This window comes from Bartonella sp. AP280QHHD (assembly GCF_042196125.1).
Taxonomy (GTDB): Bacteria; Pseudomonadota; Alphaproteobacteria; order Rhizobiales; family Rhizobiaceae; genus Bartonella.
On sequence record NZ_JBHIPQ010000056.1, the window covers coordinates 89,030 to 111,873 of the forward strand.

Genomic DNA, 22,844 nt, shown 5'->3' on the forward strand with positions numbered 1-22,844 from the left:
AGTACCAGAGTTTAAAAGTCAAAAAACAAGAGAATTGCTTCCTTGTTATTTTCTAGTTTCTTTCAACGTAATATGCACAATTTTCTTCATTTGGTTTATGGATTCACGAGAGCTATATTTTCTTTAAAAATCTACTTCTATAGCAATTTATGAAACAATCACCTTTAAAAATATAGAAAACACACTGATTTCACTCGTGAAATTTAATGCGTAGCTAAAGGAATGCCTATATCCGGATAAATCTCTGCTGTCATTAAACCTTTTTCTCCTTTACCAAAACGTACAAGAACAACTTGACCCGAACGAAGCTCTGCTAAACCAAAACGGCGCAATGTTTCCATATGAATAAAAATATCTTCCGTTCCTTGCCCACGGCTAAGAAAACCGTATCCTTTGTCACGATTAAACCATTTAACAATTGCTCGTTCTAGTCCACTTTCTGGAGTAACAACAACATGGGTACGGGCTGGAACTTCTGATGGATGGATTGCTGAAGAACAATCTATGGATTTCACCTGAACGCACTTTAATCCTCGTTCAGTTTTTTCCACAGCACAAATGACTTTAGCTCCCTCCAAAGCTGTTTGAAAACCATCCCTTCGCATTACTGTAACATGCAATAATATATCGGGGAAATGAGGTAAATCAGGTACAATAAATCCATACCCCTTACTACCATCAAACCACTTAATGACACCACTGATTTCGATAATCTCCCCACAAGCACCTATACTATCCTCAGATGGGGAACAATCCTTTAATGCATCCTTACTCGTCATAATAACGTGATCCTGTAGCTTATAAATTGTACGATATTGATTCTCTAGGTTTAAGTAAACATTGCTCTTGTATCAACACGCAAGCCCCAAGATAAGATTTCCCCACATTGTCGTATCTTCTATGTTAATGTCAGAGAATATCAACGTGAATATTTATAAAACTATTTGATTGTACACTTTACATACCTTACAAGAAGTGCCCTACAAAAGAGATCATATAAAAGTTTTTTTACATAATGATATTTTGATTAATGTGTAACTTGCATGATGAAGAAGTTCAATATAAGGTGAAAAAACGACAATTCAATTAAGGAAAATGCGCAATGCAATTGAAGAAAATCCTTACGATAATCGCAGCATTTATGGCATTTACAGCAAATGTTTATGCGAGTGAACCTATTAAGATTGGTGTTTATCTTCCATTAAGTGGTCAAAATGCATTTGGAGGTCAGCTTGAAATTAGAGGTATAGAATTAGCCCATAAAAAAGTTCCAGAAATTTTAGGACGTAAAGTAGAACTTGTTATTATTGATAATAAGTCTGATAAAGTAGAAGCGGCTAATGCTGTTATGCGTTTAACAGCAAGTGAAAAAGTGAGTGGAATCATTGGTAGCTATGGTTCTTCGCTCTCGTTAGCAGGTGGTGAAATATCTGAAAAGGCAAAGACTCCAACCATTGCAACGTCCTCAACAAGTCCCCTTGTTACACAGGGTAAAAAATATTACTTTCGTGCTTGCTTTATTGATTCCTATCAAGGAGTAGGAATCGCAACTTATGTAAGCCAAACTTTACACGCAAAAAAGGCTGCTATCCTTAAAGATATTTCAAGCGATTATGCTATTGGTCTTGCAAGTTATTTTACGCGTGCTTTCAAAAAATTAGGTGGTGAAGTTATCTCAAATTTAAATTATAATTCTGGAGATCAGGACTTTTCAGCTGTTCTCACGCAAATTATCGCCCAGAAACCTGATATCTTATTCATTCCATCTTACTTTTCTGAAGGTGCTATCATCATGAAACAAGCACGAGAATTAGGGGCTAAATTTCAAATTATGGGTGGAGATGCTATGGATAATCCAGAAACCATTACGATTGCAGGAAAAGCTGCAGAAGGTTTCTTACATACGACACTTCCCTATAGTGAGGATATGCCAAATATGTCAGTAGCTGCGCAAGAATTCACAAAAGAATGGAAAAAAGCTTACCCAGACAAAGAGCCAAATATCAATTCTGTTTTGGGATACACGAGTTATATGATGTTCATGAAGGCTATTGAAAATGCTGGTAGCACTGATCGTGAAAAAATTACTATCGCACTTAGCCAATTAAAAGATTTTCCTACCCCCTTTGGGGATATGTCAATGGATGAAAATCATAATCCTAAAATTCCTATTGGTATCATTAAAATACAGGATGGAAAACGTGTTTATTTAGAAGAAGTTAAACCTGCTTTTTAATTAAAAAGTTGTGCTTATTAAAATGCAAGAATTGGTTGAGGATCTTTTTCTCAACCAAAAACTTAGAAATTTCTTATTGTCCTATGTAAATTAACAAATGTGGAAGGATGAGAGATGAGCACTGAAATGTTCATCCAGTACTTTTTTAATGCACTGGCATTGGGATCTCTTTATGGGCTTATTGCTATTGGCTACACCATGGTCTACGGTATACTGAGACTCATTAATTTTGCTCACGGTGATATCTTTATGCTGGGAGCATATTTTGTTTTCTTTTCCACAATTGGCTTTATGCCTGCTTGGGCAGCTTTTCTTCTTTTGTTCCTTGCTGCTCTTGTTTATTATTCGGTCTTTATAGGCTTTAAAAGGCGTCCTCCAATTTATTGGATTGCTGCTTTTTTAATTCTTGCGCTAGGATTTGTTTATTATTTTAAAATTTCCCCGCAAGACTTTACACCGATTTGGGTTTTAGCTCTTTGTTTTTCCATTTTTATTACAAGTGCTGTGGGTGTTGCTGTTGATCAATTTGCTTATAAACCTCTACGCCATGCTCCGCGTATTTCGGCACTTATCGGTGCAATTGGTGTTTCTTTTTTTATTGAAAATCTTGCTACTGTACTCTTTAGTGGTGTTCCGAAAGGTGTACAACAGCCAGACTTTCTTGTAACACCATTTTTATGGCATCTAGGATCAGGAGCAGATGGTATCATCAGAATTGCTCCCATGTCTCTGATCGTTCCCTTTGTGTCATTAATTCTTATTTTATTACTATTATGGATTATCCATAAAACAAAACCGGGTCTTGCTATGCGCGCAATCTCCCATGATATTGAAACAACACGTTTGATGGGTGTGTCTGTCAATAAAGTTATTGCGTTTACATTTGGAATAGGCTCAGCTCTTGCCGCCATAGCAGGCATTATGTGGTCTTTACGTTATCCTCAAATTCAGCCTTATATGGGTGTTCTTCCTGGTCTCAAAGCATTTATTGCTGCTGTTATCGGAGGTATTGGTTCGATACCAGGAGCAATGTTGGGAGGATTGTTATTAGGGTTTATTGAAATTATGATTATCGCATTTTTCCCCGCGCTATCTGGATATCGAGATGCCTTCGCTTTCATTTTATTGATTCTGATTCTATTGATATTGCCCACAGGATTAATGGGTAAAAGAAATCAGGAGAAAATCTAATGGCAAAGTCAGCGACAACTGTTTTATCGTGTATAAGTGTTTTAGTTCTCATAGGTTTTTTATTTTATGCTGATAGCCATTTTAATGACTATACGCTTCGTATCATCAATCTGATTGCTATTAATGCGATATTGGCAATTTCGCTTAATTTGATTTACGGTTTCACAGGTATGTTTTCTCTTGGACATGCTGGATTTATGGCTATTGGTGCTTATGTTTGCGCAATTTTACTTCTTTCCCCTGAACAAAAAGAAATGATGTGGATTCTTGATCCTATTGCTGAACCATTATATCATTTGCAGTTACCTTTTTTTATCGCTGTTGTCGTAAGTGGTTTGTGTGCTGCTGTTGTAGGTTTATTAATTGCTTTACCAATATTGCGTCTTGGTGGCGATTATCTTGGAATTGCAACATTAGGTTTTGCGGAAATTATTCGCATTGTCATTACGAACGCAACATCGCTCACAAATGGCTCTTTGGGAATCAAAGGAATACCTCAAAATGCAACATTATGGTGGAACTATGGTTGGCTAGCATTTACAGTTCTCTTTATTGTCCTCTTACTGCAAAGCAATACTGGTAACGTATTACGTGCTATCCGTGATGATGAAATAGCTGCGAAAACTATGGGAATTAATGCTTTTTTCTACCGTAGTTTTTCCTTTACTGTTGGAGCATTTTTTGCAGGTATAGGTGGCGCATTAATGGCGGCTCTTATTTCAACCATTGATCCAAAAATGTTTAATTTTCTTCTGACTTTTAATATTTTAATGATTGTTGTTGCTGGTGGTCTCGGTTCAATTACAGGGAGCATTATTGGCAGCATTATTATTACAGTCATGCTTGAATGGCTTCGTATCATTGAAAGTCCATTTGACTTAGGTTTTATACATATTCCAGAAACCCCAGGGCTTCGTATGGTTGTTTTTTCTCTTTTATTGCTGGTAATTATCTTGTTTTGGAGAAAAGGGTTAATGGGACAACGAGAATTTTCATGGAATGGAATTTATAGCTTTTTGACACGCAAAAAGCTTTCTAATACTGAGGGAAAGCTATGAACGACAATATCCTTTCACTCAATAATATTGTAATGCGTTTTGGCGGATTAGTTGCTGTAAATAATGTTAATATGGCAATTAAACGAGGAAGTATTACTGGATTAATTGGTCCCAATGGTGCTGGAAAAACAACAGTTTTCAATATGATTTCTGGATTTTATGCTCCTACAAGCGGCATCATTCTTTTTGATGAGAAAAAAATTTCTGGAGCGTCTCCTTATATTATCTGTAGAAGCCATATTGCCAGAACATTTCAAAATATTCGTCTTTTCTCAGGGTTAACGGTTTTGCAGAATGTTATGGTAGGAGCGCATGTTCGACAAAAATATCCTTGGTTTTCTTCAGCTCTCTTTTTTTCAAAAGCAATAAAAGAAAAGAAGGAAGTTTATAAAAATTCCTTGGAGCTCCTTGAACAGCTACAACTTGATCATCTTGCCAATCAATCGGCAACAGCTTTACCTTATGGTGTGCAACGACGTCTAGAAATTGCACGTGCGTTAGCCACAAAGCCCAAATTGCTTCTTCTTGATGAACCTGTTGCTGGCATGAATCCACAAGAAAGTGAAGATCTTAGAAAATTCATAGCAAAAGTGCAAAAAGACTTTGATCTTACAATTCTTCTTATTGAGCACGATATGAAAGTGGTTATGGGGCTTTGCCAACATATTTTGGTTATGGAATATGGCTGTTGCATTGCCAGTGGTACACCAGATGAAATTCGTAATAACCCTAAAGTTATTGAAGCTTATCTTGGCGGAGATGTTTATGGATATTCTTAAAATAAAAAATCTTTACGTTCATTATGGCGCCATTAAAGCTGTCCAAAATCTTTCTATGTCCATAAAGCGGGGCAGTATTGTCACTTTAATTGGAGCCAATGGTGCAGGAAAAAGCAGTATTGTACGTTCTATTACAGGGCTTAATCGCTCTGTTTATGGAGAAATTACCTATAATGGCAAATCTATTATTAAAAAATCACCAGAAGAGATTTTGCGATTAGGGATTGCTTTAAGCCCTGAAGGACGACGTATCATGCCCCATCTCACTGTTTTAGAGAATCTTCATCTAGGCGCTTATATTCGTCACGATAAGCAGGGAATTTCCCGTGATATTGAATGGATATTTGACCTTTTTCCGCGCCTACGTGAAAGAGCAAAACAGTTGGGAGGAACAATGTCAGGTGGTGAACAACAGATGGTTGCTGTGGGCCGTGCACTCATGAGCAATCCTGATATGGTCATATTAGATGAACCCTCGTTGGGGTTAGCACCACTTCTCGTTCGAGAAATTTTTTCGATTATTCGAAAAATTAATGATATGGGGAAAACTGTTCTTCTTATTGAACAAAATGCATTTGCTGCACTTTCCATAGCTGACTATGCTTATATTTTAGAGGTAGGACATATTTTATTTCACGGTGAAGGAAAAACTATGCTCTCTGATTCGCGTGTTAAAGAAGCCTATCTTGGTGGGTAAGACTACGAATTAAGGAAATAGAGCTCATTCCCTCCACCATTTAAAAGAGCATTTCTCATTAAGGATGAGAAATGCTCTTTTGTGAATTTTGACTATTACATCCACCATTTTTCTGCACTGAATATTCCTGCTTCTTGTTCAATAATGTGCGCTATCTGAAAAATGACTTCTTCAGAAAAAGGTTTACCAATCAATTGCAATCCTAGAGGTAAACCATTTGATGACAGACCAGCAGGAACAGAAATTCCTGGTAATCCAGCCATATTAACTGGTACAGTAAAAATATCATTAAGATACATTGCTACAGCATCATTTTTTATTTTTTCATCAGCAATACCAAAAGCAGATGTTGGTGTTGCTGGTGTCAAAATAGCATCAATGCCTGAAGCAAAACATTGATCAAAATCACGTTTTACGAGTGTTCTTACTTTTTGAGCTCTTAAATAACAGGCATCATAATAACCTGATGAAAGAACATAAGTCCCAACCAGAATGCGCCGTTTGACTTCATCACCAAAACCAACAGAACGCGTATTTTCATACATCTCAATGATGTCTTTCCCAGGCATGCGCAAACCAAAACGCACACCATCATAACGCGCTAAATTAGAAGAGGCTTCTGCAGGAGCTATAATGTAATAAGAAGGTAGAGCATATTTTGTATGGGGCAAAGAAATATCTTTAATCTCAGCACCTGCTTCTTTTAACCAATTTATTCCTTTTTGCCAAAGCTCAATAATTTCTGGAGACATTCCATCCACATGATATTCTTTTGGAATACCGATTTTCATTCCTTTGATTGATTGACCAAGATAACTTTCATAATCAGGAACTGGTAAATTGACGGAAGTAGAATCTTTTTCATCAAAAGAGGCCATTGATCTGAGTAAGATAGCACAATCACGAACATCTCTAGCAACAGGTCCAGCTTGATCAAGAGATGAAGCAAACGCGACAACGCCCCATCGCGAACAACGTCCATAAGTTGGCTTTATTCCCACAGTTCCAGTAAAAGCTGCTGGTTGACGTATTGAGCCACCTGTATCGGTTGCAGTTGCACCAGCACAAATTTGTGCAGCAACAGCGGCTGCGGATCCTCCCGAAGAACCACCGGGTACGAGTTTTTCATTTGAGCCTTTTTTTCTCCATGGACTAATAACGGGACCATAATATGATGTTTCGTTGGATGAGCCCATAGCAAACTCATCCATATTAAGTTTTCCTAACATCACAGCACCATCTTGCCATAAATTAGCCGTGACAGTTGATTCATAGTGCGGTTTAAAACCATCAAGGATATTTGAACAGGCTTGAGTATGAACACCATAGGTTGCAAAAAGATCTTTAATCCCCAAGGGAATTCCTTCCAAAAGCCCTCCCTGCCCTTTCGCTAAGCGACTGTCTGATTCAGCAGCCATTTTCATTGCCTGTTCTGCTGTTATTGTTACATAAGCATTCAAAGTTGGATTCGCCAACTCTATTGCTTGTAAATAAGCTTCCGTTAATTCTGTTGCTTTGAGATTTTTCTTTGTTAGAGCATCACGAGCTTGCGCAATTGTGAGAGTTGTTAAATCAGTCATATTGGTTCTCAAATTTCAAAAATATAAAAAGTTACTCAACAATTTTTGAGACAAGAAAAAAATTTTCTTCTGTAACAGGGGCATTGGCTACAATATCTGCTGCTTTATCGCCATCTGTAACACTATCTTCACGCATTCGTAGAGTCATCGGCATCACAGATGTTAATGGCTCAACCCCACTGACATCAACTTCATTCAATTGCTCTACAAAACCTAAAATAGCATTGAATTTTTTTGTCACAGGTTCTATCTCATCATCGTGGAGGGCAATCCTTGCTAAATGTGCTATCCGCTTGACTGTCTCTTGATCAACAGACATACTCTTTACGCCTTTCTGCTTTTTTGTTTATTTATTTGATCTTTATTCTGGCTATACAAGGGTGCACTTGTAAGTGCAAGAATATTAGATAACATGAATAAAGAATATAACTATAGATCTGAAACATTAAAAAACGTATTATACCTTTATGACTGTTATTAATATAGATGAAGTTATAAAACATCTTTTGCCTAGACAAACAATAGCAGGCTTAGATTTAGGGACAAAAACTATCGGAATTGCGATTTCTGATATGGGGCTGACTGTCTCAAATCCGCGTCCTGTACTACAGCGAAAAAAATTTACAGAAGATGCTTACACACTTATTAAAATTTTTGACCGTGAAAATGTAGGCGTTATTATCATTGGCTTACCTCTTAACATGAATGGAAGCAGTGGCTCTCGTGTTCAAGCAACCAGAGCTTTTGTGAGCAATATGAAAGCTTATACAAAAATTCCATTTGTTTTTTGGGACGAACGTTTATCAACAATTGCTGCGGAACGGTCTCTTTTAGAAATGAATGTATCGCGCGCTAAAAGAGCAAGCCGTATTGATTCGGCAGCCGCCGCTTTTATATTGCAAGGTGCTCTCAATAGAATTCAAAACTTTCATCATATGGAAGGATAGAGGACATTGAGCAAATGCCCTGCATTATATCGTGCAATGAGCATCCCGTAAGAAGATCTCCATTGTCCCCCAAGGCGGCTTTCCATATAGGCATTCGCAACATGTTCTATGTCTGTAGAACGTAATGCTGCTGCTGCTGCTGCATAGGCTACTTGTTCAACAAAAAATCTTCCTGCACCTTCATTTGCTGATGCCATATCACCTGCTGACTTAATAATTTCAATTGCTCGGGGTCCCGCTGGTCCAATATCAAGAGCAATTTTTTCCAACAATTTCTGAAACAATCCCGGTGCTTTTTCAGCAATAAGAATTGCATCCTTTACCAATTGATTAGCAGAACTATTTCTCACAATTCGCGCAGGCCCATTATGCAACATTTGTGATAATGGATTATTCTCTATAAAACTTTCAATACCAAGTTGTGCAATAATTTCACCAATAATAGGCACAACCAATTGACTTACATGATAAGCAATAATAGGTGTCATAATGCGGGCAAAAGCTGCTTCAGAACGGTCATTTGCTGCATTGTCAAATGCTCTCGCTAAACGCAAAACCAATGCTTGTGAGGCAGCTATATCTAATGCAATATCTGCAAAAATACGTTCTGTCAGTGGAGGTAAAGGCTGATTGGGTATTTTTTTCCGGAAAAAATCCATACCAAATTGAAGAGCCGCTCGTAAAACACCTGCCGATATGACAGATTGATCGAAACGCATCATCGTCTCGATATCTTTAATAACTTTAAGCCCTTCTCCAGCATTTCCCAAAAGCCAGCCATAACTGCCTTGGAAGTCGACAACCCCCTCTGGTGTTAAAAGTTCTCCAGATCGCTGAATTAAATGACGAATCGATATAGATCCATTTAATGCGCCATTTTCTTGTATGCGTGGAATAAAAAAACAACTTAAATGACCATCTAAATCTGCACTAACAAGATATCCGTCAGCGGTAGGATTAATAACGTTGGTTTTTACAACATTTAAATGATATAGATCACGTTCCATACTTTCATCGAAAGAAATTTTCTTAACACTTGGAAAATTGAAAGCGTATTTTTCAATATCGTCAAATGCACAAGTTAGAGAAGCAGCCTTTTTATGATGAATAGGCTTTGATGAGGAATCATATTGGCGTGATAAAAGTACATTTTGCCATTTTTTGAAGAGCTCAATATCACTAATTAAAACAGCAATAGCTGCACTCGTTATGATAACTTCATTCAAATGTCCTGTTTCTAAACCAGCAGATAAAGCTAAACGAATCGCACGCGCTTGATAGCGTACTCCATTTTCTGAGCTCGTATTTTCCCAAAGCGAGGTAACCAAACCTGCTTGTCTAGAATATTGTTGAAGAGCTTGATAGGAAGAATGGATCTCTAATCTTTCTGTTGGTTGCCCCCATTCATCATTATAGCATAGTAAAGGCTTATAATGATTCGCTAAGCAAGAAAGTTTCCATGCTTCTCGACTCGCGGCAAAATCCCCTATTTCTTCAAAACTTGCTAACAAAAACTTAGGCAAAGTAGAAGCAATACGAAACATAAGCGTATCGCTAAGAAATGTATTTTTTCGACGAGTATTTTGCGCAGATACAGCACTCATAGGTATATTCCTACATTCAAATCATTCATATCATAGACTATTTGTCTTTTTAGAGTTAAGAAACATTTATCATATTCAAACAAATGCTTGTTTAACCTGTTTAGAGAGAGATAAAGAAGAATGCTATGATGCAAGATAATTTTTTCCCACTTTTCCCTCATCAACATCTTTTAGCTATTAAAGATCTGAGTGTACAAGATCTTAATACATTGCTTGATCGTGCAGAAGCAAATATTATCCTTTCTAACAAAATTGATAAAATAAAATCTACTTTGCATGGACGGACTCAAATTAATCTCTTTTTTGAAGCCTCTACGCGAACACAATCTTCTTTTGAATTAGCGGGTAAAAGGCTAGGTGCACACGTGATGAGTCTTGCGATCGGCAACTCATCTGTAAAAAAGGGAGAAACATTACTTGATACTGCTACAACTCTCAATGCGATGAAGCCAGATATACTGGTTTTTCGCCATAACAGTGCAGGAGCGGCAGCTTTATTAGCGCAAAAAGTTGATTGTTGTGTTATTAATGCAGGTGATGGTGCTCATGAACATCCAACCCAAGCTTTATTAGATGCTCTAACCATTAAAAGGGCAAAAGGTCGTATTGAAGGATTAACTGTTGCGATTTGCGGAGATATCTTACACTCACGTGTTGCCCGTTCCAATATCCTGTGTCTCAATGCTTTGGGTGCTCGTGTTCGTGCTGTTGCTCCCTCAACACTCTTACCCGCAGAAATCGCTCATATGAGTGTTGAGGTTTTTAACACGATGAAAGAAGGTCTTAAAAATGCTGACGTTATCATGATGTTGCGCTTACAGCATGAACGGATGACAGGCTCTTTTATTCCCTCTACGCGTGAATATTTCCATTATTTTGGCTTACATAAAGAAAATTTAGCCTATGCCAAAAATGATTCTATTATTCTGCATCCTGGCCCATTAAACCGTGGTGTAGAGATTGCATCCGACATAGCAGATGGACCACAAAGTATGATTCATACACAAATAGAAATGGGAATTGCAGTGCGTATGGCTGTCATGGAGGCTTTATTAGATTCACGCGCAAAGATCAGTGGAGAAAAAAAATGATAAAACCAGTTGTTTTTCAAAATGCTCGTATTATTGATCCTTCGCGCGTAATCGATGAAATTGGTACAGTTATTGTTGAAAATGGACGAATTATAGCCGCTGGAAAAGAAGCTCTGAATCAGGGATTCCCTGAAGAAGCAGAAGTTATTAACGCACAAAACAAAGCAATTCTCCCTGGACTTGTTGATGCGCGCGTTTTTGTTGAAGAATTAGGGAATGAACATTGTGAAACAATTACATCAGCAAGTTACGCGGCCGCAGCAGGTGGTATTACTTCCTTTCTTATGATGCCAAACACGCATCCAGTTATTGATAATGTAGCACTCGTTAAATTTATTACGCATACAGCACAGGAAATCTCATTGGTCAATATTTATCCCGTTGCTTCAATCACACAAGGTTTCAACGGACAAGAAATAACCGAATTTGGTTTGCTCAAAGATGCTGGAGCCGTTGCCTTTAGTGAAGGAAAAAAAACACTTCAAAATTCATCTGTTATGCGGCGTGCAATGACTTATGCACGCGATTTTGATGTTCCATTGATGCATGAAACGCAAGATAAAGATCTTACAGGGCAAGGTGTGATGAATGAAGGACTGCTTGCCAGTTGGCTTGGTCTTTCTGGCATCCCTCGCGAAGCAGAAGTTATCCCACTTGAAAGAGATCTACGTTTAGCAGCATTAACGCAAACACGCTATCATGCCGCTCAAATATCGACAGCACTCTCTGCTGATGCACTTCGTTTAGGTAAAAAACGCAGTGAGAAAATTTCAGCGGGTGTATCTATTAATCATTTATCTTTCAATGAAAATGACATTGGACAATATCGCACTTCTTTTCGCTTAATGCCCCCATTGCGTACAGAAGAAGACCGTGTAGCAATGATTGAAGCAATAAAGGATGGGATTATAGATGTTATTGTCTCTTCTCATGATCCTCAGAGTATCGACACAAAACATTTACCATTTAATGACGCGGCAATTGGCGCTATTGGTATGGAGACCTTATTGAGCGCAGCCTTACGTCTTTATCATAATGAGAGCCTATCTCTTCTACGGATAACGGAACTTTTGTCAACGGCGCCTGCAAAGCTCTTTGGACTCAATGCAGGAACACTCAAAAAAGGGGCTCATGCAGACCTTATTGTGGTTGATCTTGAAGAACCATGGGTTGTTTCGAAAGAGAAGCTCTATTCACGTTCAAAAAATACCCCTTTTGAGAATGCACGTTTTCAAGGACGCGTGATCCAGACTTTTGTGAAAGGGAAAAACGTTTTTAAACTTGATCAACAAACTTAATGAGATTCTTAATGAATGAAGCAGAAATATTTTTTCAGTCCACTCCATGGTTTATTTTCCTCGTATCTTATCTCATTGGCTCGATTCCATTTGGGCTTCTTTTTACGAAATTGTTCAAAATTGGTGATATAAGAACAATCGGTTCCGGCAATATTGGAGCAACAAATGTTTTACGAACAGGAAATAAAAAGCTTGCTGCTCTAACACTTCTTTGTGATATGTTGAAAGGAACTATCGTTGTTTTCGTTATAAAGTTTTTTAGTGATCCGCTAGACAATAGTATCCTTGTTTCTCTAGCAGGCTTTTTTGTTTTCTTAGGACATCTTTTCCCCGTATGGCTTAAATTTAAAGGTGGCAAAGGTGTTGCTACCTATCTAGGAGTCTGCTTAGGAATCTATTGGCCTGCAGCAATTATTTTTATTATTGTATGGAGTGCGATTTTTCTCCTCATGCGTTATTCTTCATTATCTGCGCTTATTGCTGTTACGATCACACCGATATTTGTTTTTTATTTTTCCGCTTCTTATTTCTATTGTATGCTGATTGTGATGAGCGTATTTGTGTTTATAAAACATTCTGCAAATATCGGTAGATTATTAATTGGGGAAGAAAGTAAGATTGGTACGCAACACGGAGATAAATAAAGGAATCCTGCTTACTGATCATCAACGTCTAAGCTGGTTACGGTTATTGCGCAGTGAAAATATTGGAGCTGTTAGTTTTCGCAATCTCATTGATCATTATAAAACAGCAGAAAATGCTCTGGCAGCACTGCCAGAGCTTAGTAGAAAAGGGGGTGGTTCTGTATCTATTAAAATAGCAAGCTTAGAAGATGCAGAAAAAGAAATGCAAGAAGCTGAAAGATTAGGTGTCCGGTTTATCGGTATGGGAGAACCAGATTATCCAGCTTTTCTTAAGGTTACAGAAGCCCCTCCGCCGCTTATTGCTATCAAAGGTAATGTTTCAATTTTTCAAAAAACTTCTATTGGAATTATAGGTTCTCGAAATGCTTCAGCTGCGGGAAAAAAGCTTACAGCTCAATTTGCGCGTTTTCTCGGAGAAGCAGACTTTGTAACAATTTCTGGGCTCGCTCGTGGAATTGATAGCGTTGCGCATCAAGCAAGTTTAAAAACAGGAACTGTTGCAGTCATGGCGGGAGGAATTGATCATATCTATCCTCCTGAAAATAAAAAGTTGCATGAAGATATTATTGCCAACGGTGGAGCCATCATCAGCGAAATGCCCATTTCTTGGAAGCCGCGTGCTATCGATTTTCCAAGAAGAAACCGTATTATTGCAGCTCTATCACTTGGTCTCTTGGTTGTAGAGGCAGCCCTGCGCTCAGGGTCCTTAATTACCGCACGTCAAGCAGCTGAAATGGGACGGCTAATTTTTGCCATTCCCGGTTCTCCACTTGATCCAAGATCTGTTGGTACAAACAATCTTATCAAAGACGGTGCTCTACTCACCACACATCCTTCTGACATTATAGAAACACTTACGCCATTAATTTCACCGCTTCCAAATTCGCAACTCAATTTTTTTGAGGAACCATCCTCCTTACAACTTGAAAAGGAGAATTTTAATTTAGCAGATGAAAAAAACAGCGATCTCTCTTTAGCAGATGATGATGCAGCACGTGCAGCAGTTCTCTCCGCTCTTTCAACAACGCCAATCGACTTAGACACACTCAGTATCCACTCAGGTATTTCACTCCCAACTCTCTACCTCTTGTTGGTAGAACTCGAGCTTGCTGGAAAGCTTATTCGACACTCTGGTGGTTGTGTGTCATTGTCGAATCTTGATCTTCCCCAAGAGCCTCAGCACTATTAATAATGCTTTGCCCTTCTTTGGCAACCATATCCAAAAGCAATGCTAAAAGCGGACTGTGCGCCTGACGCGCCATCTGATTCATTTGCTTTGACATGTCTGTAATATATTGGATAACTTTTAAATGATTTATAAACATAATCCTCTATCCTTGAGCATTTCCCCTCCTACCTCTCAATAGACGTTATCTTAGTATTTCGCCGTATGTTTTTGTAATAACAGTGGAAAATAAATCGTGTAATTCTATATAGGGTGTACTCTAATAATGACAATCATAAGTTGTACAATATTCATGTTTTTTATATGGCTAATATTTTTTTATGTGCTCTTAAGCAATTGGCATTAGCTATTCGCGTAAAAGGCGTTTATAAAAAAATTTTTATTTCAATATTTGGGTAAAATTATGAATATCGTTATCGTTGAATCTCCAGCAAAAGCAAAAACAATTAATAAATATCTTGGGTCTCAATACAAAGTTGTCGCATCATTTGGACATGTTCGTGATTTGCCTGCAAAAGATGGTTCTGTTTTACCGGATCAAGATTTTTCTATGAAATGGGATATAGATTCTGCTGCCGCTAAACGTTTAAATGAAATAGCAAAAGCCGTTAAAGAAGCTGATAGCCTTATATTAGCAACAGACCCTGATCGTGAAGGGGAAGCTATTTCATGGCATATTCTGGATGTTCTTCGTCAAAAAAAAGTTTTAAAAGATAAACCTATTAAAAGAGTTGTCTTCAATGCCATCACCAAAAAGTCTGTGCTTGATGCTATGAATAATCCACGTGATATTGATACATCCCTTGTCGATGCTTATCTTGCACGTCGTGCTCTCGATTATCTCGTTGGTTTTACACTTTCACCTGTTTTATGGCGTAAACTCCCTGGTGCGCGTTCAGCAGGACGCGTTCAATCGGTTGCTTTGCGTATTATTTGTGATCGTGAATCAGAAATAGAACATTTTATCAAAGAAGATTATTGGTCCATTACAACACAGTTAAAAACCATCCGAAATGATAGTTTCCAAGCAAGATTGACAATGTTTAATCAAAGAAAAATAGGCAAGCTTGATATTCAATCTCAAGAACAAGCAGACCAAATTCGCTTTATGCTGGAGAAAGCGCAATATCATACACTCAGTGTTGAAGCAAAACCTACAAAGAGAAATCCTTTTCCTCCATTTACGACCTCTACACTACAACAAGCAGCTTCTTCAAAACTAGGTTTTTCAGCTTCTCGCACTATGCAAATTGCCCAAAAGCTTTATGAAGGCATTGAAATTAATGGTGAAACGGCAGGGCTTATTACTTATATGCGTACCGATGGTGTGCAGATAGCACCAGAGGCTATTGATTCAGCACGAAAAGTTATTCATGAAACTTTCGGAAAAGACTATATTCCTGAAAAGCCACGTTTTTATTCAACAAAGGCAAAAAATGCACAGGAAGCACATGAAGCGATCCGCCCAACAGATTTTCAACGCAATCCTAGTCAAGTCCGTAATTTTCTCGATAGCGATCAAGCAAAGCTCTATGATCTGATATGGAAGCGTGCCATTGCCAGCCAAATGCGCTCTGCTGACATTGAACGTACAACCGTTGAAATTGAAGCACAGCAAGGAGAAGAGCGTGCAAATCTACGGGCAACAGGATCTGTTGTTCGTTTTGATGGCTTTATTTCCGTCTACACGGATCAACGAGACGAAGAAAATAATGAAGAAAATGAAACAACACGTTTACCACAAATAAACACTGGTGAAGCACTTACAAAAGAAAAAGTTGAATCTGTACAACATACCACAGAGCCCCCTTCTCGTTATTCTGAAGCTTCATTAATTAAAAAGCTTGAGGAGTTAGGAATTGGTCGTCCTTCAACTTATGCATCCACATTAGCGACATTGTGTGACCGTGGATATATTGTCATTGATAAACGAAAGCTTATTCCCGATGCCAAGGGACGTATTGTTACAGCCTTTCTTGAAAATTTTTTTAATCGCTATGTAGAATATGGTTTCACAGCAGATCTTGAAGAAAAGCTGGATCTTATCTCTGATGGCAAACTTTCTTGGAAAGACGTATTGCGAGATTTTTGGGATGGATTTAATGCATCTATTAGCAATATCCAAGAACTCCGTATAACCAATGTTCTTGATGCTTTAAATGTAACATTAGCACCTCTCGCCTTTCCTGAACGCGAAGATGGAAGTGATGTGCGTTCCTGTCCTCTTTGTAAAAATGGTCAATTATCATTAAAACTTGGGCGTTATGGTGCTTTTGTTGGCTGTTCCAATTATCCCGAATGTAAATACACACACCAACTTGGTACAGATACTGGAGAAGAGAATGAAGCTGTACGCAATGATGAACCTGTTATACTTGGTATTGACCCTGAAACAGGAAAAGAGATCTCTCTTCGTAATGGCCGGTTTGGTCCCTATATTCAACTTGGTGAAAGCAAAGAAGTTAAGCGTGCAGGATTACCAAAAGAATGGCAGGCAGAAAATGTAACCCTTGATAAAGCCTTGGCTTTACTATCCCTTCCCCGTGAAATTGGCATTCATCCTGAAACCGGAAAAACAATCACGGCTACGATTGGACGATATGGTCCCTATCTTAGCCATAATGGAAAATCTGCGCGCCTTCTTCATGCAGATGAAGTTTTTGATATTGGTATCAATCGCGCTGTTACAGTATTAGCAGAACAACAAGAAAACAAAACCAGGCAAAGCAGAACAACACCTGAAGCATTGGCAACATTAGGAGAGCATCCCGAAGGAGGAACCATTACCGTGCGCAACGGGCGTTATGGTCCTTATGTCAATTGGGGTAAAATTAATGCAACATTGCCAAAAGATAAAGATCCCATTAGTGTAACACTTCCAGAGGCACTAGAACTTATATCGGCTAAAGCATCGAGTAAAAAAACAACTTCAAAAAGAGCTTCTTCTAAAACAAAAGCAAAAATAAAAGAGACATAAATTTTGGCTAAAGGTGAAAAAAACATAAAATATCTCTCTTCATTCAAGGGGAAAACTTTTCCCAATAAGGAAGCAATCCTTTCCTTTATAATTGAGAATCCTAACCACTCAAGTAAACGAGAAATCGCTAAAGCTTTTAACTTAAAAGGCGATTCTCGTATCTGGCTTAGAGATATGTTACGTGAGTTAAAGGATCAAAATCTCATATCTAAACACCACAAAAGAGCAATAAACAAAGGAAAATTACCCCCTGTTTCTTTAGTAAAAATTAGCGGACGTGATAAAGATGGAAGTTTTATTGCACAACCTCTTGAATGGGAAGATTCTCCAAAGCCCAATATTGAAATACACTCTTTTCATCACATAAAAGGAAGTAATATTGGTGTTGGAGATCATATTCTTGTAAAAGTTTTTCGAAATAAAAATTCTGAAAGCTCAAGCCATCCTTATACGGGACGAATTATTCGTAAAATTGATGTATCTCCCAAAAGCGCATTTGCTATTGTGCGAAAATTGGAAAATAATCAATGGCGCCTTGATCCTATAGACCGCAAAACCAATGAACTCATTGTTGAAATGTCTCCAGAAATGAAGATTCAAATTGGTGATCTCGTTGAAGTCGAAATAAAAAAAAATACTGGTTACGGATTAAAGAGCGCAAAAATAAAGAATGTTTTAGGGCACATTAAGAGTGAGAAAACACTCTCAATGATAGCGCTTCTTTCGAAAGGAATTCCTTATATTTTTCCTGAAAGTGTTCTTGAGCAAGCCAAACATATCAAAGCTGCCAATATGGATAATCGTGAAGATTGGCGACAATTACCCTTTATTACAATTGATCCACCAGATGCAAAAGACCATGATGATGCAGTTTATGCAACCAAGGATACGGATCCAGCAAATAATGATGGTTGGATTATTATTGTAGCCATTGCAGATGTTTCTTATTATATCAAAACAGGAAGCGCTTTAGATAAAGAAGCATTGAAACGTGGAAATTCTGTTTATTTTCCTGATACCGTTGTGCCAATGTTACCTGAACGCCTTTCTCATGATTTATGTTCTCTGCGTGAAGGAAAAGAAAGACCAGCTTTAGCCGTTCGTATGATTTTTGATGCAAACGGTAATAAACGAAAACATAGTTTTCATCGTACTATGATTCGTGTAAGAGCCAAACTTTCTTATCAAGAAGTACAATTGGCAATTGAAGGTAATATAAATGAAAAAATAACCCCTCTTTTTGAGAGCATTTTGCACCCCTTATGGGAAGCCTATGCATGCCTTAAAGCTGCGCGAAATCGTCGCCAACCACTAGAATTAGAAATTGCAGAAAAAAAGATTATTCTTGATCAAAATGGATGCATAAAAGATGTTGTGAGTGAAACACAATTAGAAGCGCATCGTTTAATTGAAGAGTTTATGATACAAGCTAATATTGCAGCTTCTGAAACATTAAAACAACATCACCAGCCGCTCATTTATCGTATTCATGAAAAACCTTCTCTTGCTAAGCAAGAAATACTTCGGAGCTTTCTTCAAAGTTTGGGGATACCACTCTCCCGCGGAAGCGAACTTACCTCAGCGCGCCTTAATAGAATTTTAGAAAAGGTCGCTCATACTCAACAACAAGAACTAGTCAATCAAGTTATTTTGCGTTCACAATCACAAGCAGAGTACAACCCTAAAAATAGTGGCCATTTTGGTTTAAATTTGCAGAACTATACACATTTTACATCACCAATCCGTCGTTATGCTGATCTCATTATTCATCGAGCACTCATTAAAGCTCTCAAATTAGGAAATGATCAATTAACAGATACACAAGAACAAAATCTTGCAGAAATTGCTACGCAAGTTTCTTTATACGAACGCCGTGCAATGATGGCTGAAAGAGAAACGATTGATCGGCTTGTTGCTCACTATTTAACGAATAAAATCGGTCGTATTTTTACAGGCCGCATTTCCGGAGTTACAAAAGCAGGTCTTTTTATCTCACTTGATAAACTCAATACAGATGGTTTTATCCATATTTCTACACTTAAAAATGATTATTATCATTTTGATGAAGCACAACATGTTCTTGTAGGACAGCGTAGCCATAAAGGCTATCAGCTCAGTGATGTTGTAGAAGTAAAACTTATAACGGTACAACCTTTTGCTGGCGCTTTATGCTTTGAACTGTTAACAAAACCTCGTCCAATAAAATTTTCACCGACATCCTACCATAAAAACAAATTAAAAAAACAAAAGTATACTTTTTATGGGAAAAGAAAAAATTAATCTTCTTGCCCTCCATTGAATATATATGAATAATAAATTCAATTTAAGAAATGACTTATATTATATAATATTTATATATACAATCTTATTTCTTTAGTATACAAGAGGATAAATTTTATTGTTAAGTCTATAATAACCATATAAAAATCTTGCAGTTTTTTATACTTAGAAAATGAGAGAAACTGCAAAGGATAGTTTTGGCTCCCTTTCATTTCAGCTCATCTTTTCATTGTTTAAATAAACAAGAGTACCTTAAGCCATTCTCATGAAAAAAAAACCTTTTGACTCTCAAAATAATTCTTTGCGTGCAATTATTGCCGCTATTGCAACCATTGGCACTGTTGGAACAGCATTGGCAATGGGAACACAACTTGTCTCTCTTCTTATGGCAGAGAAAGGACTTTCCAACAGTACAATCGGCTATAGTGGAACAGTTGGTGGAATCGCCACAATTATTGCAGCTATTTTTACGTCTCGAATTGCCTTATACTTAGGAATCGCTCAAACAATATTGCTTATGATGGCGATAGGATCTTTAAGTTTTTTAGGATTCTATTTTTTTGATCCCATATGGGTTTGGTTTATTTTAAAGTTTATATTACATTTCAGCATGACAGTTATGTTTATCCTGTCAGAGTTTTGGATCAACAGTTATGCTCCCCCAAAAAAACGCGGTTTGATCCTTTCTATTTATGCTATTGTCTTAGGATTAGGGTTTATAATAGGTCTAACGCTGCTAGCAAAAGTGGGAACACAAGGATTTATTCCTTTTGCTGTTGGATATAGCCTTATTATACTTGCTACTATACCAATTCTTACCGCTTGGAAATTAAGTCCAGAATTTCAAAAAAATCAATATATGCCATTTTTTCGTTATCTTTTTCACGTTCCAAGTGCAATGATGGCGGTCCTTGTTTACGGGGCCATTCAAATGGGCGTATTAACTCTTATAATACCCTTTAGTTTATCCATTGGTTATAATGAGAATGAAGCAGCACATTTTATGGCAACCCTTGCACTTGGGAATATTTTCCTCTTAATTCCTATCAGCATTATAAGCGACTACGCCAAAGATCGACGCTACCCGCTGATGAGTTGCGCTATTCTAGGTTTTATAGGAACTTTTATAGTACCATGGATTCTTCAATATCCATGGATTCTGATGCTTGATTTGTTTTTTCTGGGTGGTGTATCAGCGAGCCTTTATACAATTAGTCTTGCACATTTAGGAGCCCGTCTCAAGGGGCAAGAACTTGCTGCTGCTAATTCTGCTTTTATTTTTTGTTATGGAATTGGTATGCTCATCGGACCGACCTTTATCGGAAAATCCATGGATATCTTTAAACCCTTTGGTTTTTCGATAGCCATGGCTGTTTTTTTCGGTTTATATGTCATTTTGGTGTTTGTCCAACTTATGAGAAAATTAATCAGCTCTTGACTTTTTTGAGAACATCCGTAGTGTTGCCGGAAAATCTGATGATGTCGGAAATAAGTTTTGACAGCAATAATATTTTTTCAGTATAAATAGGGTATTTACATTATGGCTAAAGCAGCAACCATTAAGATCAAGCTTTTATCAACTGCAGATACTGGTTTTTTCTATGTAACAAAGAAAAACAGCCGTACAATGACAGATAAAATGAGCAAGCGTAAATATGATCCAGTTGTAAAAAAGCACGTTGAATTTAAGGAAACAAAAATTAAATAAATAAAATTATTATTAAATTGATAGATTTTATACTCCAAAAGAAATGTGGGAGTATTGCTCTTCAAAGTTATTTTTTGAGGGATGTTTTTTTATTTCCTTAAGTTTAAAAAGTTTACTTTAAACTTTGTATGTTTTGTACGGATTTGGATAAATTGATTTATTATTTAAGTTGCTTACATATATTCTGTATGAGTATTTGATTATTGTGATATCTAATGAAAATTTTGTCATTAAAACGAAACACTGTTTCGTCATATGAATAAAGTTTCTCGGGTCAATTATAAACAATACTAAAATAGAGTTATAATAATGTTAGCAGTTTCTTTATTTCATGAAAAAATCTTTTTCTCATTTTAATCTAAGAAGCTTTAATCTAAAAGTTATCGGTTTCAGTATTTTTGTCGCTGCTAGCATTCTTATCATTATGTCAACTTATTTTAAGAAAACTCAGCTGTTGCCTCAAAAAGAAAAATTTTCTTCTCAAAACACTGTTGAAGGAAATGCATTAATCATTGATGGCGATACCATTATGATTTCTTCAATTAAGATTCGACTAGCTGGAATTGATGCTCCTGAACTCCACCAATTTTGTGGAAAAAAAGAAGCACGCTACCCTTGTGGGCTTGAGGCAAAGAAATATTTAGAAAAACTATTAAAAAATCAAACTGTTACATGTCACTGGCAAAAAACAGATAAATATCGCCGTATTCTTGCAACATGTAAAACAAAACAAGTTAGCAATATCAACGCAACACTTGTACATAATGGTTGGGCTGTAAATTATTATGAATACCCCAAAGAAGAGCAAGAAGCTAGAAAGAAAAAGAAAGGAATATGGGCATCAAGTTTTCAACGACCAAAAGAATGGCGCAAAGCAAATCCTCGCACAGAATAAAAAAATATTTTTTAATTTTATTTACTAATGAAACAATGTAGCCCAATTATCAAACTTGAAAAAAAGATCTATTCCTGTCGTGTTTGCGTCCAACAACCCCATTATTTTCCTCCTCTTCCTCATGAACCAAACCCTGTCGTTTATTTATCCGATACTGCTTCGATTGCAATTGCAGGCCAAGCGCCAGGGTTGCGTGTCCATGAAACTTCTATCCCTTTTAATGATCGCTCTGGCGAAAAATTGCGTAATTGGCTAGGTGTCACGAAAGAAGAATTTTATAATAAATCTCTCTTTGCTATTGTTCCTATGGGATTTTGTTTTCCAGGTTATGATAAAAATAAAGCTGATTTACCACCAAGACGTGAATGTCGAGAAATATGGCATGAAAAGATATTTCAGGCAATGCCTCAAATAAAGCTTGTTCTTGCTATTGGCAGTTATGCGCAAAAGTGGCACATTACAGAATTAAAACATAAAACCGTTTCTGCAACTGTTGGTGATTGGAGAAATATTCTTTCCATTCCTCAACCTCGAGGCTATAATGTTATGCCTTTGCCTCATCCGTCATGGCGAAATACTTCTTGGTTACAGAAAAACCCATGGTTTAACGATGAGCTTATTGTATATCTGCGTTGTTTAGTGCGTAAATTTTTATAAATTAAAATATTGAGAA

The 22,844-nt window shown here is 37.2% G+C and carries 21 protein-coding genes; 16 read left to right on the top strand and 5 right to left on the bottom strand.

Features of this window, described 5'->3' with window-relative positions:
• Window positions 1-203: 203 nt before the first annotated feature.
• Window positions 204-779: a cold-shock protein gene (locus ACFIMK_RS09170; RefSeq protein WP_273791031.1), complete on the bottom strand. Its 576-nt coding sequence runs from the start codon at window positions 777-779 to the stop codon at window positions 204-206.
• Window positions 780-1,102: 323 nt separating this feature from the next.
• Between ACFIMK_RS09170 and ACFIMK_RS09175 the strand changes: the two genes are divergently transcribed.
• The 5 genes from ACFIMK_RS09175 to ACFIMK_RS09195 all read left to right on the top strand — a co-directional run bounded on the left by ACFIMK_RS09175 (window position 1,103) and on the right by ACFIMK_RS09195 (window position 5,961).
• Window positions 1,103-2,236 carry an ABC transporter substrate-binding protein gene (locus ACFIMK_RS09175; RefSeq protein ID WP_273791030.1) on the top strand — a complete coding sequence of 378 codons (1,134 nt, stop codon included), beginning with the start codon at window positions 1,103-1,105 and terminating at the stop codon, window positions 2,234-2,236.
• 114 nt (window positions 2,237-2,350) lie between these two features.
• Window positions 2,351-3,427 carry a branched-chain amino acid ABC transporter permease gene (locus tag ACFIMK_RS09180; protein WP_375611928.1) on the top strand — a complete coding sequence of 359 codons (1,077 nt, stop codon included), beginning with the start codon at window positions 2,351-2,353 and terminating at the stop codon, window positions 3,425-3,427.
• Window positions 3,427-4,485, top strand: a complete 1,059-nt coding sequence (locus tag ACFIMK_RS09185) for a branched-chain amino acid ABC transporter permease (protein ID WP_375611929.1) — start codon at window positions 3,427-3,429, stop codon at window positions 4,483-4,485. Before ACFIMK_RS09180 ends, ACFIMK_RS09185 begins: the two co-directional genes overlap by 1 nt.
• Entirely contained in the window at window positions 4,482-5,264 is a 783-nt protein-coding gene (locus tag ACFIMK_RS09190; RefSeq protein ID WP_375611930.1) for an ABC transporter ATP-binding protein, read from the top strand. The genes ACFIMK_RS09185 and ACFIMK_RS09190 overlap by 4 nt, the downstream gene beginning before the upstream one ends.
• Entirely contained in the window at window positions 5,251-5,961 is a 711-nt protein-coding gene (locus ACFIMK_RS09195) for an ABC transporter ATP-binding protein (RefSeq protein WP_273791026.1), read from the top strand. The genes ACFIMK_RS09190 and ACFIMK_RS09195 overlap by 14 nt, the downstream gene beginning before the upstream one ends.
• Window positions 5,962-6,056: 95 nt before the next feature.
• Here ACFIMK_RS09195 and gatA read toward each other — a convergent pair whose 3' ends face one another.
• A complete protein-coding gene (gene gatA, locus ACFIMK_RS09200; protein ID WP_375611931.1) occupies window positions 6,057-7,541 on the bottom strand; it encodes an Asp-tRNA(Asn)/Glu-tRNA(Gln) amidotransferase subunit GatA in 1,485 nt (494 codons plus the stop codon).
• A 31-nt stretch (window positions 7,542-7,572) separates the two neighbouring features.
• A complete protein-coding gene (gene gatC / locus ACFIMK_RS09205; RefSeq protein ID WP_375606898.1) occupies window positions 7,573-7,860 on the bottom strand; it encodes an Asp-tRNA(Asn)/Glu-tRNA(Gln) amidotransferase subunit GatC in 288 nt (95 codons plus the stop codon).
• Between the two features lie 148 nt (window positions 7,861-8,008).
• Between gatC and ruvX the strand changes: the two genes are divergently transcribed.
• Window positions 8,009-8,488 carry a Holliday junction resolvase RuvX gene (gene ruvX, locus ACFIMK_RS09210; protein ID WP_375611932.1) on the top strand — a complete coding sequence of 160 codons (480 nt, stop codon included), beginning with the start codon at window positions 8,009-8,011 and terminating at the stop codon, window positions 8,486-8,488.
• On the opposite strand, the gene ACFIMK_RS09215 is transcribed toward ruvX, so the two are convergent.
• The gene (locus ACFIMK_RS09215) at window positions 8,473-10,092 is read right to left on the bottom strand and encodes an acyl-CoA dehydrogenase family protein (RefSeq protein WP_375682941.1); all 1,620 of its coding nucleotides are present in this window, start codon (window positions 10,090-10,092) and stop codon (window positions 8,473-8,475) included. The two genes, ruvX and ACFIMK_RS09215, sit on opposite strands and share 16 nt — an antisense overlap.
• 125 nt (window positions 10,093-10,217) lie before the next feature.
• Between ACFIMK_RS09215 and ACFIMK_RS09220 the strand changes: the two genes are divergently transcribed.
• From ACFIMK_RS09220 to dprA, 4 genes are read left to right on the top strand one after another with little or no spacing between them, the layout of a single operon-like run.
• Window positions 10,218-11,183: an aspartate carbamoyltransferase catalytic subunit gene (locus tag ACFIMK_RS09220; protein ID WP_375611935.1), complete on the top strand. Its 966-nt coding sequence runs from the start codon at window positions 10,218-10,220 to the stop codon at window positions 11,181-11,183.
• Window positions 11,180-12,481, top strand: coding sequence for a dihydroorotase (locus ACFIMK_RS09225; protein ID WP_375668373.1), 1,302 nt, complete (start codon window positions 11,180-11,182; stop codon window positions 12,479-12,481). Before ACFIMK_RS09220 ends, ACFIMK_RS09225 begins: the two co-directional genes overlap by 4 nt.
• Window positions 12,482-12,492: 11 nt before the next feature.
• Complete coding sequence (gene plsY, locus ACFIMK_RS09230; RefSeq protein WP_375611937.1) at window positions 12,493-13,125, top strand: glycerol-3-phosphate 1-O-acyltransferase PlsY; 633 nt, start codon at window positions 12,493-12,495, stop codon at window positions 13,123-13,125.
• A complete protein-coding gene (dprA, locus tag ACFIMK_RS09235; protein WP_375650374.1) occupies window positions 13,082-14,314 on the top strand; it encodes a DNA-processing protein DprA in 1,233 nt (410 codons plus the stop codon). Before plsY ends, dprA begins: the two co-directional genes overlap by 44 nt.
• Here the strand turns inward: dprA and ACFIMK_RS09240 are convergent.
• A complete protein-coding gene (locus ACFIMK_RS09240; RefSeq protein WP_005773510.1) occupies window positions 14,244-14,450 on the bottom strand; it encodes a hypothetical protein in 207 nt (68 codons plus the stop codon). The genes dprA and ACFIMK_RS09240 overlap by 71 nt on opposite strands.
• Window positions 14,451-14,714: 264 nt before the next feature.
• Between ACFIMK_RS09240 and topA the strand changes: the two genes are divergently transcribed.
• The 6 genes from topA (at window position 14,715) to ACFIMK_RS09270 (ending at window position 22,828) form a co-directional block, all read left to right on the top strand.
• Window positions 14,715-17,288 carry a type I DNA topoisomerase gene (topA, locus tag ACFIMK_RS09245; RefSeq protein WP_375611939.1) on the top strand — a complete coding sequence of 858 codons (2,574 nt, stop codon included), beginning with the start codon at window positions 14,715-14,717 and terminating at the stop codon, window positions 17,286-17,288.
• Between the two features lie 3 nt (window positions 17,289-17,291).
• The gene (rnr, locus tag ACFIMK_RS09250; protein WP_375638418.1) at window positions 17,292-19,568 is read left to right on the top strand and encodes a ribonuclease R; all 2,277 of its coding nucleotides are present in this window, start codon (window positions 17,292-17,294) and stop codon (window positions 19,566-19,568) included.
• 265 nt (window positions 19,569-19,833) lie between these two features.
• Complete coding sequence (locus ACFIMK_RS09255; RefSeq protein ID WP_375628148.1) at window positions 19,834-21,006, top strand: MFS transporter; 1,173 nt, start codon at window positions 19,834-19,836, stop codon at window positions 21,004-21,006.
• A 102-nt stretch (window positions 21,007-21,108) separates the two neighbouring features.
• Window positions 21,109-21,276 (top strand): 50S ribosomal protein L33, encoded by a 168-nt coding sequence (gene rpmG / locus ACFIMK_RS09260; RefSeq protein ID WP_004864083.1) that lies wholly within the window; start codon window positions 21,109-21,111, stop codon window positions 21,274-21,276.
• Window positions 21,277-21,607: 331 nt separating this feature from the next.
• Window positions 21,608-22,171: a thermonuclease family protein gene (locus ACFIMK_RS09265; protein WP_375611942.1), complete on the top strand. Its 564-nt coding sequence runs from the start codon at window positions 21,608-21,610 to the stop codon at window positions 22,169-22,171.
• Window positions 22,172-22,198: 27 nt separating this feature from the next.
• Complete coding sequence (locus tag ACFIMK_RS09270) at window positions 22,199-22,828, top strand: uracil-DNA glycosylase family protein (protein WP_375638419.1); 630 nt, start codon at window positions 22,199-22,201, stop codon at window positions 22,826-22,828.
• The last annotated feature ends 16 nt before the right edge of the window (window positions 22,829-22,844 follow it).